The 12,355-nt window shown below is 38.5% G+C and carries 12 protein-coding genes; 1 reads left to right on the plus strand and 11 read right to left on the minus strand.

The features are described from left to right. Positions 1 to 335 precede the first annotated feature (335 nt). The 9 genes from racE to H514_RS0112170 all read right to left on the minus strand — a co-directional run bounded on the left by racE (position 336) and on the right by H514_RS0112170 (position 9,104). A complete protein-coding gene (racE, locus tag H514_RS0112130; RefSeq protein WP_027447204.1) occupies positions 336 to 1,133 on the minus strand; it encodes a glutamate racemase in 798 nt (265 codons plus the stop codon). A gap of 29 nt (positions 1,134 to 1,162) precedes the next feature. Then, the gene (locus tag H514_RS0112135) at positions 1,163 to 1,648 is read right to left on the minus strand and encodes a MarR family winged helix-turn-helix transcriptional regulator (RefSeq protein WP_051255128.1); all 486 of its coding nucleotides are present in this window, start codon (positions 1,646 to 1,648) and stop codon (positions 1,163 to 1,165) included. Positions 1,649 to 1,765: 117 nt separating this feature from the next. Beyond that, positions 1,766 to 1,990 carry a helix-turn-helix domain-containing protein gene (locus tag H514_RS0112140; protein ID WP_027447206.1) on the minus strand — a complete coding sequence of 75 codons (225 nt, stop codon included), beginning with the start codon at positions 1,988 to 1,990 and terminating at the stop codon, positions 1,766 to 1,768. Between the two features lie 110 nt (positions 1,991 to 2,100). Further along, positions 2,101 to 2,757, minus strand: a complete 657-nt coding sequence (locus H514_RS0112145) for a response regulator transcription factor (RefSeq protein ID WP_027447207.1) — start codon at positions 2,755 to 2,757, stop codon at positions 2,101 to 2,103. Beyond that, positions 2,742 to 5,108 (minus strand): ATP-binding protein, encoded by a 2,367-nt coding sequence (locus tag H514_RS0112150; protein ID WP_027447208.1) that lies wholly within the window; start codon positions 5,106 to 5,108, stop codon positions 2,742 to 2,744. The genes H514_RS0112145 and H514_RS0112150 overlap by 16 nt, the downstream gene beginning before the upstream one ends. 227 nt (positions 5,109 to 5,335) lie before the next feature. Then, positions 5,336 to 5,782, minus strand: coding sequence for an acyl-CoA thioesterase (locus H514_RS0112155; protein ID WP_027447209.1), 447 nt, complete (start codon positions 5,780 to 5,782; stop codon positions 5,336 to 5,338). 112 nt (positions 5,783 to 5,894) lie between these two features. Further along, positions 5,895 to 6,659: a succinate dehydrogenase iron-sulfur subunit gene (gene sdhB / locus H514_RS0112160; RefSeq protein ID WP_027447210.1), complete on the minus strand. Its 765-nt coding sequence runs from the start codon at positions 6,657 to 6,659 to the stop codon at positions 5,895 to 5,897. Beyond that, positions 6,659 to 8,422, minus strand: coding sequence for a succinate dehydrogenase flavoprotein subunit (gene sdhA, locus H514_RS0112165; RefSeq protein WP_027447211.1), 1,764 nt, complete (start codon positions 8,420 to 8,422; stop codon positions 6,659 to 6,661). The genes sdhB and sdhA overlap by 1 nt, the downstream gene beginning before the upstream one ends. A gap of 67 nt (positions 8,423 to 8,489) precedes the next feature. Then, positions 8,490 to 9,104 carry a succinate dehydrogenase cytochrome b558 subunit gene (locus tag H514_RS0112170; protein WP_027447212.1) on the minus strand — a complete coding sequence of 205 codons (615 nt, stop codon included), beginning with the start codon at positions 9,102 to 9,104 and terminating at the stop codon, positions 8,490 to 8,492. 322 nt (positions 9,105 to 9,426) lie between these two features. Here H514_RS0112170 and H514_RS0112175 point away from each other — a divergent pair, with 322 nt between their 5' ends. After that, a complete protein-coding gene (locus H514_RS0112175; RefSeq protein WP_051255129.1) occupies positions 9,427 to 9,858 on the plus strand; it encodes a YslB family protein in 432 nt (143 codons plus the stop codon). 83 nt (positions 9,859 to 9,941) lie between these two features. Here the strand turns inward: H514_RS0112175 and uvrC are convergent, their stop codons facing one another. Beyond that, positions 9,942 to 11,756, minus strand: coding sequence for an excinuclease ABC subunit UvrC (gene uvrC, locus H514_RS0112180; RefSeq protein ID WP_027447214.1), 1,815 nt, complete (start codon positions 11,754 to 11,756; stop codon positions 9,942 to 9,944). A 148-nt stretch (positions 11,757 to 11,904) separates the two neighbouring features. Continuing rightward, complete coding sequence (gene trxA, locus H514_RS0112185; RefSeq protein ID WP_027447215.1) at positions 11,905 to 12,219, minus strand: thioredoxin; 315 nt, start codon at positions 12,217 to 12,219, stop codon at positions 11,905 to 11,907. Positions 12,220 to 12,355: the final 136 nt, after the last annotated feature.

Here is a 12,355-nt window from a genome sequence, read left to right on the forward strand (position 1 = left end):
TAGACCCTTGTCATGATAGGATTATACTACCTTGGAATTAGAACACCTCATCCTAGAACTACGGCGGTTCCGTTAAACACCATTCGGCCTAGGTGGGCTGTGGAACGGGTTGACTCCAGCGGAAGAACGGAGTGACGAGACCCCGCAGGGAGCTTGCGAATGAGGAGGCTCGATAGTTCGTCCGCAGGAAACCAACCCGTTCCACAGCCCGCCGCTCTGCATAAACGCAACGGAACCACTCCACACTTTATTCAACATTACTGCCATAATACTGAACAAACTTCATACCAATATAACAAATTAACCAAATTAAAAAGCCCTTCGAAACGAAGGGCTTACAAAGTAACTGCATTGATGCTTGCGACGTGGTCACCGAACCACGCATTGGTCACTTGTTCAAATAAGTGTTGATCTCCAGTAGCATAAAACTTGTGATCTGGTTCACGTTGACCTTGATATAACGTTTGATAGTATTCTAGCAACACACTAACCTCACGAGCTGTTTCATCTCCAGAGCTAATAATAGAGATTTCATCACCCATGACATCTTGAATCGTTTCTCGAATAAGCGGATAATGAGTACAACCTAGAATAAGAGTATCCATTTCGTGTCCTTGTTTCAAAGGAGCTAATGCCTGTTCAACAACTTTCTTCGCACTTGGACCATATAAGAGTCCTTGCTCGACCATTGGCACAAAGGGCGGACAAGCTAAACCATGTACGACCATATCCGGGTTAATGTGGTGAAGAGCGTTCGGATATGCTTTACTTTTTATGGTCCCTTCTGTTCCGATAACACCAATCTTAGAATTTTTCGTTGTCTTAATCGCAGCACGGGCACCAGGTTGAATAACCCCTACCACAGGAATTGCTAAGTGTTCTCTTAAATGATCAAGAGTATATGCAGTTGCTGTGTTGCAAGCAACTACCAACATTTTAATTCGTTCTTTGATGAGATAGTTTACCATATCCCAAGTATATTCCATTACCTCTTCTTTCGGTCTTGGACCATAAGGACATCGTAACGTATCACCAATGTAAATGAGTTCTTCTTTAGGCAATTGACGCATTAGTTCTTTGGCAACGGTTAATCCGCCAACTCCTGAATCAATAACGCCGATCGGTCGGTCCACACTACATCCCTCTTTTTTTATGCATCTTGCTAGTTATGTTCGTCTTCTTGCTGTACATCCATCATCTCTTCATGCATATCATTTAATAGCACACGGAGCATATTGATATGTTCACCCGAGAAACTGCGAAGTACATGTTCAAGATAGGCCTGTCTTTTATAAATCACTTCATGAATAATAGATTCACCTTTTTCAAGAAGATGGATCCTTACTACACGACGATCTTTTGGATCACGAACTCGTTCCACCAATTCGTTTTTTTCCATCCGATCAATTAGGTCGGTAGTGGTACTGCAAGCAAGGTACATTTTGTTAGATAATTCACCTATCGTCATGTCCCCGGTTTCTAACAGCCACTGTAAGGCAATAAATTGCGGTGGCGTAATCGGGTATTGATTTAATATTTCCCTACCTTTTTGCTTGATAATCCCTGAAATATAGCGCAGTTTTTTTTCTATATCAGCAATTGTCGTCTCTGGAACTGTTATATTGTCCACGGAGCTACTCCCCCTCATCTAGATTCCTATCATCATTGTTACGGTTTTAATTAGAAAATGCAAGAATCTTATTTTGCTAAGCATGGTAGTCCAATACATATAAAAGCCGACTTCCATGTAGAAAGCCGGCACCTTCTATAGCTTGAGTTCCCCCATGCGAAGGAGCTCAACCACAGCTTGTGAACGCCCCTTAACGCCAAGCTTTTGCATAGCGTTTGAAATATGATTGCGAACAGTCTTTTCTGATATGAAAAGTTCCTGAGCAATTTCTCTCGTTGTTTTGTCTTGCACCAGTAGTTCAAAAACTTCCTTCTCCCGTTTCGTGAGTAACTGCTTTGGCTTGTAGTCTTTATCCTCCAAGCGTTAACCCCTCCTTGCTGACTAAGAACTGCAAATCGAAGGGTAATGGTTTAGTCTTTATATCTTATGAAGGGGAAAGCTCAGCCGTGCCATCAGCTATGATACATTTTTTAGCTTTCTGAAATTAATCCTAACTCTTTTGCTTTAATCAGGGCTTCCGTTCTTGATCGAACCTCTAATTTGTTAAACACCCCTGTTAAGGTGTATTCAACACTTCGCTGGGACATATGAAGATTTTGAGCGATATGGCGGTTCGTAAGTCCTTTTGAAACTTCATTTAGAATTTGTTGTTCTTTTTCGTTTAAAGAAATAGATAGAGCCTCTTCATTCCCCTGACAACGTTCATGGCTTGCATGGGCTTCAGCTCTTCTCAATTGTTTAAACAAGTGTAAAGGAATGACGACCTCTTCTCGCAAAGCACATCGAATTGCCGTAACAAGCTGATCCTTCGTAGCTGTTTTACTAACAAAGCCAGAAATATTTGATTCAACCAATAAATTAAAGTGCGTGTTAATATCAAAGCCTGTATAAATAAGCACTTTCATATCTGGATCATTTGTTTTTATTTTTTTTGATAACTCAATTCCATTTAAACCAGGCATATACAAATCTAAAAGCATGACATCATATTCATTTTCCATAATATATGATTCAGCTTTCAGACTATCTGAGATCACATCAACCTGCATATCCGGCTCTTGCTCTAACATGGTTTTGGTACCCGTTCCAACTGCAGGATGATCATCCACAATTAAAATTCGAACCATTGTGTCTCCCCTCCAAATTGATCTGTAACATCATGAAATACAATGTTCATCTCAAACCCTTGATTCTTTGCTGTTTTAATTTCAAACGTTCCATTAAGTCCATTGACACGTTGCTCAATTCCTGAAAGCCCCATGTGTGAATAGGATTCAATCTGATTTCTTTCTTCCATCCCCACCCCATTGTCACGATAATGGACTTTCACATCTCCATTTTCACTAGTAATTTGAAGATAAACCATATCTGCATAGGAATGTTTCATGGCATTAGATAGCAGCTCTTGAACAATGCGGTAAATCCCAAGTACATACTCACTATTTAACTCCATATGAAACTGGTTTGATTCAAATTGCACTGTGAAGTTTGACCGAAGTTGGTATTGATTCACTAAATTTTCTAAAGAGGGAATTAAGCCTAACTCCTCTAAAAAAGGTGGTCTTAATTCGTTACACGTTTCTCTGATTAAATGAATGTTATCTAACATTTGTTCTCGAAAGTGAATAAGCTTTTCTTGAACTTCATTTGGAATATTCTGCTTCCTGCTAATATAATCATCCATCTGTCGGTATAAATACAGCTGCTCTTGTAGAACTGAATCATGTAAATCGACAGCAATTTCTTTTCTTTGATGGTCCGACAAGGAGAATAATAAGCGAGAAAGCCATGCTGGGTAGCGTTGGTTTCGATCTTTTCTTACGTGCTGTAGTTCTTGAAACAAATCTTCAATTAGAAGAAGATTTTCTAAAGCAATGTTCGTATTGTGAGATATCGTCTGTAAATAAGCTTTTTCATCTAAATTTAACGCCGTTTGGTTTGGTTTATCTGAACAATACAAATACGTAATTTTACTCATGGTATGTCCAATAACCAAAACATACCCTCTATTTTTTTCGAGTTCAACAAGAGTGCCAACATCAGCGTTTAACTTTTGAACTCGATCCACACATTCATGCATTAACTGTAAAGGTATTTCTTGATACATACAAAAGAAATTGGAAATGGTATTTCTTGAAAACACTTCAACCTCTTTCATGCCTATTACATCAATTAGCTCTCGTTTCAAACGTCGGAAAAGTCCCACTGGATTTGTTTCTTGCTTCATATCATGAACAAAACGTTGAAGACTGTTATGATAATTGTTTTTCTCTGAGAAAAGGTTTCGTTGGATTTTATAATCAAAAATCTCTTTAATGTACAAGAACACAACAAAAATTAAAATAACACTTAAAAAGAGCAAAAATACATGCTGAACACCCCAGTTATGATCTACAACGAGCATAACAGTTAATACAACAAGGGATGTTGGGATAATGGAAACATAGGCGTAATATCGTAATCTTCCCATCACAAAGTCTATATCAAATAACCGTTTTGCAGAAATTAAATAGATAAACACCATCGGCAGGACCATGATGAAAAGGATAGAGGCTTCCCCTGAGATGATCGGTACGCCAAACCATATATTAGGTAATAGGTATAAAAACATAAATGGTGAGAACGCCACAAATATACCCGCAATTAGATATTGAAGAATAGGTGCAAACTGTGACTTCCGATAACGTTGATTTCCATAAAAAACAATCACTAACGCTACGATTATAAATAGAAGGAATAAAAAGCCAATCAAACTTGGTACCCACAAAGGATAATAGCCTATAATAATAAATAGAGATTCAATTAATACCACTAAAATTGTGACAACCTTCATACTGCGATAGAACCATGGGGAAAACCACCGTGCATCAATCTGTCTAAAATATGCATCGATAAAATGCAGTAAATAAGCTGGCGCTATTAAGAAGGTAAATGTACAGATAACTGAAGAAATATAATCTCCTCTAGAAGATCCACTTGCAGCTAAATAGGCTAACCCAGTGGTTAACAAAAACATGATCAATCTTTTACCAGATTCATCATTTCTATTATGAATTAATATAAAAAACGAAAGAACCAACATAATCCCACTATATAAAGATGGGAAAATGATATAAAACAACCATTGATCCAAACTTACCTCATCTTCTATACGAGTAAAATGGGTGACTGAACCATCAATTAAAAACGTAATTGAACTTGCTTTTTCAACTGTCCGGAACATACTGACAGTTTGGAAATCCCCAACAGGAATGCCGTTCACTGAGAGGATCGTTGTACCTTCTTCGATTCCTTGCTTATCAGCCCAACTATGAGGGGCAATATCTGAAACCTGCCAAAGTCCTCCTCTGGTTTGATTAACATCTATACCAACATAGGGTGTTCTTAAAATAACACTTATTAAGTAGATCGATAAAAGGAGTACAAGAACAGGAAATATATAATAACGTTTAAATTGTAAGAAATCTGACTTTGCCATAAGGACATCCTCTTCACAGCTTCTTTATGTAACTATTATAGTCCTAATCATACACGTTCACTTACTTCCTTACAAACCTACCAAAAGGGGGTTTGTTTAACGAACACAAAGAAAAGCACAGGCAAATAAAAGAGTTTCATTTAAAAAACTGCTCGATCTATATGCCTGAGCTAGTTAAAACATCTATAACCTTTGTGAAAAGTTAGGCTCGAATTTTGCAGAATAACTTACACTGTTGTCAATTGCTCTTTTATTTCCTGGGTAATCTCCACAGGTTTCCCTGTTTGAGGATTGATGTGTACAATACGTCCACGTCCTGTTAAACAAACATGGTCATGCTGATTTTTGGCTAAATAATGGACATCATACGAGGTACGCCCCATACTTTCTACTTTCACATACAACCTTAACTGATCATCAAAGTATATTTGTTGATGGAAATCACATTGCAGATCACCTACAACAGGTACACTTTCCGCTTTAGAGCTTAGGTCTTCAAACATGCCTACGGACTTTAAAAACTCGATTCTAGCCTCTTCAAAATAAACAAATGGTGCTGTATTGTTCATGTGCCCAAACATATCAGTTTCAGAAAACCTTACTTTAATCGGTATGTAAAAAGAAAACTGACTCAACCATTCTTCAGCGTGATCTACGTAAGATAACTTTTTCATTTTCCTTCCCCCTTAAATATTCAAACACTTTTATAATAGTTAAATATTAACACAATGCAGAAAATTATAGTAAAAGAAAAGCCTTCCCATATAGGAAAGGCTTTTATCTACTTTATACTTTATGGTCACTTCCAAAGAAGCTCTTGAATGAATGTAAAGCAGTCTCACGGTTCATAGAAGCAATGGATGTTGTTAAAGGAATTCCTTTAGGGCAAGACTGAACACAGTTCTGAGAGTTACCACATTCAGCTAGTCCACCTTCTCCCATTAAACCTTCAAGACGTTCATTTTTATTCATAGCACCTGTTGGGTGAGCGTTGAATAAACGAACTTGTGAAATAGCAGCCGGACCAATGAAGTCAGATTTACTATTCACATTTGGGCAAGCTTCTAAGCATACACCACATGTCATACACTTGGAAAGCTCATAAGCCCATTGGCGTTTATTTTCAGCCATACGCGGACCTGGTCCAAGATCGTATGTGCCATCAATCGGAACCCATGCTTTAACCTTTTTCAAGGAATCGAACATACGGCTACGATCTACAGCTAAGTCACGTGTTACAGGGAATGTTGACATTGGTTCTAAGCGAATAGGTTGCTCTAATTGGTCTACTAGCGCTGTACAAGATTGGCGAGGCTTTCCATTAATTTTCATGGAACAAGCACCACATACTTCTTCAAGACAGCCCATATCCCAATAAACAGGAGTCGTTGCTTCACCATTTGCATTTACTGGGTTACGACGAATTTCCATAAGAGCAGAAATGACGTTCATATTTTGACGATAGGGTATATCGAACTTCTCTTCATATGGAGCAGACTCTGGATCGTCCTGTCGTGTAATAACGAGTTGTATACGTTTTTCTTCACTCATTATTTTTTACCCCCTTTGCTTTTAGAGTAGTCACGCTTACGTGGCTCGATATGAGACACATCTACATCTTCATAGCTGAATACCGGGGCGTTCTTTTCTGGATCGTAACTAGCTTTTGTTGTTTTCAACCATTCTTCATCATTACGATCAGGGAATTCAGGTTTGTAATGGGCTCCACGGCTCTCATTACGGTTATAAGCACCAAGTGTAACGACACGTGCTAACTGAAGCATGTTCTGTAATTGACGTGTAAACATAACACCTTGGTTACTCCAACGAGTCGTGTCATTAATGTTAATATCTTTGAAACGCTCTTGAAGCTCTTGGATTTTCTTATCTGTTTCAAGAAGTTTGTCGTTTTCACGAACAACTGTCACGTTGTCAGTCATCCATTCGCCTAACTCTTTATGAATTTGGTAAGCATTTTCGTTACCATTCATATTTATTAGTTCTTCAAACTTCTCTTGCTCTTCTTTTAATTTCTCATCAAATAGAGTTGAAGAAATATCTTCTGCGGATTTTTCAAGACCTTGCAGGTATTTAACTGCATTTGGTCCTGCTTCCATACCACCGAAAATGGAAGATAGAAGAGAGTTTGCTCCTAAGCGGTTCGCTCCGTGTTGAGTGAAATCACACTCACCAGCTGCGAATACCCCTGGAATGTTCGTCATTTGATCGTAATCAACATATAGACCACCCATAGAGTAGTGAACAGCAGGGAAGATCTTCATCGGTACTTTACGAGGATCGTCACCAACGAACTTCTCGTAAATTTCCATGATTCCACCAAGCTTAACATCAAGCTCTTTAGGATCCTTGTGAGAAAGGTCTAAATAAACCATGTTCTCTCCGTTAATTCCTAACTTTTGACGTACACAAACATCAAAAATTTCACGAGTTGCAATATCACGTGGAACTAGGTTTCCGTATGCTGGATATTTTTCCTCAAGGAAATACCATGGTTCTCCATCTTTATATGTCCATACACGTCCACCTTCACCACGAGCTGATTCACTCATAAGGCGAAGTTTATCATCACCAGGGATCGCTGTAGGGTGAATTTGAATGAATTCACCATTTGCGTAAATAGCACCTTGTTGATAAAGCGCAGACGCTGCAGAACCTGTATTAATAACTGAGTTTGTGGATTTACCGAAAATAATTCCAGGTCCACCTGTTGCGATAATTGTCGCATCTGATTTAAAGGCTTTAATCTCATGAGAATTCATATTCTGAGCAATAACGCCACGGCTAATTCCTTCTTCATCAATAATGGAAGATAGAAATTCCCAACCCTCATATTTCGTAACAAGGCCTGCCACTTCATGGCGACGAACTTGTTCATCTAGTGCATATAATAATTGCTGTCCTGTTGTTGCACCTGCATAAGCAGTACGGTGGTGTTGTGTTCCACCAAAACGACGGAAGTCTAACAATCCTTCAGGTGTACGGTTAAACATAACACCCATACGATCAAGCATATGTATAATACTTGGTGCTGCATCACACATAGCTTTTACTGGTGGTTGGTTCGCTAGGAAGTCTCCACCATATACTGTATCGTCAAAGTGCTCCCAAGGAGAGTCACCTTCCCCTTTTGTATCGACCGCACCATTAATACCACCTTGTGCACAAACAGAGTGAGAACGCTTAACGGGTACAAGTGAAAGTAAATCAACGTGTACGCCTGCTTCTGCGGCTTTAATGGTTGCCATTAGTCCGGCTAGTCCACCGCCAATGACTACGATGTTCTGATTACTCATTCTTAATGCTCACTCCCTTAGTTTCTCGACTAACTTGTCTAAACGATCTATTAAACCTAATAAGATATTAGGAAACGAATGCAAAAATTGCTGCAATACCAACGTAGCTTAATGCCACAAAAATCGCCATCGTTACATACGTAGCAATACGCTGTGAACGTGGATTCAATGTAATACCCCAACTTACGCAGAAAGACCATAATCCATTAGCAAAGTGGAATGTAGTTGATACCACACCGATTATGTAGAACCACAACATAAATGGATCATTTAAAATGCCTTCCATTAATGAATAATTCACTTCTACATTTCCTAATGCGTACTGAATACGTGTTTGCCATACGTGCCAAGTTACAAAGATTAATGTAATAATCCCTGAAATACGCTGTAGGTAGAACATCCAGTTACGGAAGTACCCGTAAGTTGAAACGTTGTTCTTAGACGTAAAGGCAATGTAAACTCCATAAATAGCATGGAAATAGAGTGGTATAAAGATAACGAACAGTTCTAACACCACACGGAATGGTAGGCTCTCCATAAAGTGCGCAGCATCATTAAATGCCTCTGCCCCACGCGTTGCAAAATGGTTAACCACCAAGTGCTGGATTAAGAAGATTCCAACTGGTATAACTCCTAGTAGTGAATGTAATCTTCGGTAAAAAAATTCACGATTTGCTGCCATGGTGTGACTTTTACCCCCCTCGAGTAATAAATACGTGTACATTTTCGACATTTTCAGACAATAAAGCGCTTTACCAACACGCAAAAAATAAAGGAAAAGAATTCTTTCCCTTTCATTCATCTGTTAAAATGTACAATTTGTGACATGTATATTGTACTTCTATCCAATGTAGGCGTCAAGGTATTAAGAAAAGCAATGACGACTGTTTTAATAATCCCCTACATTCGAACGAAAAATAATAATAAAAAAGGAAATCTTTCCTCTTATTATTGCGGAACTTCCTTTAACACTGTAATAATAGTGAAAGAGAGGATGAAACGACATGAATGACCAGATTGCGAAGTTATTCGATGACTTTAGGGATATCCCTTCATCGACGATAGGACATGAAATATTAAGAACTAAAGTTTTGCCTGACCTATTAGGTAAAGAAGCGGATTCTATTCTGTATTTTATAGGTCGAAACTTGGCTAAATCCTACCCTTGCTCATCATTAGATGAAATCGGCACATTCTTTGGTGCTATGGGATGGGATCACCTTTCTCTTAATAAAGAAAAGAAAAATGAGTACCAATTTACTTTATCTGGCGATTTAACAGCAAAACGTCTTACATATGAAACGAATTACTGTTTTCGATTAGAGGCTGGATTTTTAGCTGAACAAATTTCGTTAATCACGAATGAACTTGCAGAGTGTGCATACACCTGCCAACCTCGAAAAAAGACAGTAGATTTTCAAGTTGTAAAGCAATAAAATTCAATACCCTAAAGACATAGGTCTCCTGCTTCTTCTAGTATAAACAGAAAGAGTAGCTGTTATCCTTTTAAGATTAACAGCTACTCTTCTTCTTGTTCCTGTTCTAGCTCTTGTTCAGCTTCCTTTTCTCTTAAGTGATTTAACATTGTGGTCGCTACATTAGCGGGTATGCCTAACTTGGTGATATCTTCAACTGACGATTCTCTTATCTTTTGCACAGAATGGAAATGACGAAGCAACAACCTTCTTCGTTTTTCACCTACTCCAGGAATTTGATCAAGTTCAGATTGAATAACCCCTTTCCCCCTAAGTTGCCTATGGAAGGATATTGCAAATCGGTGAACTTCATCTTGAACGCGTTGAATGAGATAGAATTCTTGAGACTGACGATCCATTTCTACAATTTGGGGTGGGTCACCATATAACAATTCGCTTGTTCGGTGCTTTTCATCTTTGGCTAAGCCACATAATGGAATGTCTAATCCAAGCTCATTTTCGAGTACTTCCATGGCAGCACTCATTTGACCTTTACCCCCATCCACAAAAATAAGATCCGGAAGAGGTAAACCGTCTTTTCCCACACGTTTGTATCGCCTACGTATGACTTCACGCATCGTGTCATAATCATCCGGTCCTTCTACATCCCGAATTTTATACTTTCTGTACTCTTTCTTTTCGGGTCGACCATCTATGAACACAACCATTGCTGAAACTGGATCAGTTCCTTGAATATTTGAGTTATCAAAAGCTTCTATACGGTGTGGTGTTTCAATATGAAGCTTTTCCCCTAATTCTTCTACTGCTTTAATCGTTCTCTCTTCGTCTCGTTCAATTAGCGAGAATTTTTCTTCCAATGCAATCTGAGCATTTTTCATAGCGAGTTCTACGAGTTCTTTCTTTCGGCCTCGCATAGGAATATGAACATCTAACTCTAACAACTCTTTAAGCATGTCTTTATCAGCTCCCACAGGAACAAGAACTTGCTTGGGTTTTGGATGATTTTGATGAAGATAGAAACGTCCTATAAAGCTTAAGAAGGTTTCTTCAGCATCATCAAAAAACGGAAAGATTGATACGTCACGCTCGATAAGTTTTCCCTGACGAATAAAAAAGACTTGAACACACATCCAGCCTTTATCATAGGCATAACCAAAAATATCTCGATTAACTTGATCGTTTAAGGTCATCTTTTGTTGCTCCATAACAGACTCAATGTGTTGAATTTGGTCTCGTAGTTCTTTGGCACGTTCAAATTCAAGTTCTTCTGATGCCTTTTGCATTTTATCCTTTAAATCTTGTTTGATTTCTTTATGCCCACCATTTAAGAATCTTGTAATTTCATTAACAATATCTCGGTTTTGTTCATCTGTCACTTTGTATTCACATGGTCCAAGACATTGGTGCATGTGATAATACAAGCATACGCGGTCAGGCATTGTGTTACACTTGCGCAGTGGATACAGTCGATCAAGTAACCGTTTTGTCTCACGAGCTGCAATTACGTTTGGATAGGGTCCAAAATATTTCCCTTTATCTTTCTTCACTTTTCTGGTGACGATAAGCCTTGGATGCTTTTCGCCGGTAATCTTTAAATACGGATAACTTTTGTCATCCTTTAAAAGAACATTATATTTAGGGTCGTATTTCTTTATTAAATTCATCTCTAAAATGAGAGCTTCCATCTCTGAAGAAGTGACAATGTATTCAAAATCCACAATTTCCTGTACTAATCGTTGGGTTTTCGCATCATTAGCACCCGTGAAATAAGATCTCACACGATTCTTAAGAACCTTTGACTTTCCTACATATATTACTGTTCCATGCTTATCTTTCATAATATAACAGCCTGGCTGAGCCGGAAGTACAGCGAGCTTCTCTCTTATGTTGTCCTGCACTGATATCACTCCCCCGTTAAAGAACATCGCTCCATAAAGTGTGTCTATCTCTATAGTGTAAAGCAAATAGCGTAAGATCGCGACTATAAGGACATAGTCGTAAATATGCCCATTAAAAAACAGCCTGGAGGCCAGGCTGTTTTACTCATTAGGAATGTTTGTTGATTAATTCAACAAGTGCTTCTTTTGGTTGGAAGCCAACTACTTGATCCACAACTTTTCCATCTTTGAATAGAAGTAGTGTTGGGATACTCATTACGCCGAATTTACCAGCGGTTTCTTGGTTTTCATCAACATCTAACTTAACAATCTTCACTTTGTCGCTCATTTCAGCGTCTAGTTCTTCTAGTACTGGAGCGATCATTTTACAAGGTCCGCACCAAGGTGCCCAGAAATCTGCTAGGACAAGGCCGTTACCTGTCTCTTGTGTGAAGTTTTGATCTGTTGCCTGTACGATTGACATATGTGAATTCCTCCTCAATTACGTGTAAATCAAAATCCTTTTAAAGTATATCATTCCATACATACATACGCTAACAATCTGTTTATGTTTACTATACCCTCATTAAAAAGGATTCATGCCTAGGATTTATGAAAAC

The sequence above is a fragment of the Pontibacillus marinus BH030004 = DSM 16465 genome (assembly GCF_000425225.1).
Taxonomy (GTDB): domain Bacteria; phylum Bacillota; class Bacilli; order Bacillales; family BH030062; genus Pontibacillus; species Pontibacillus marinus.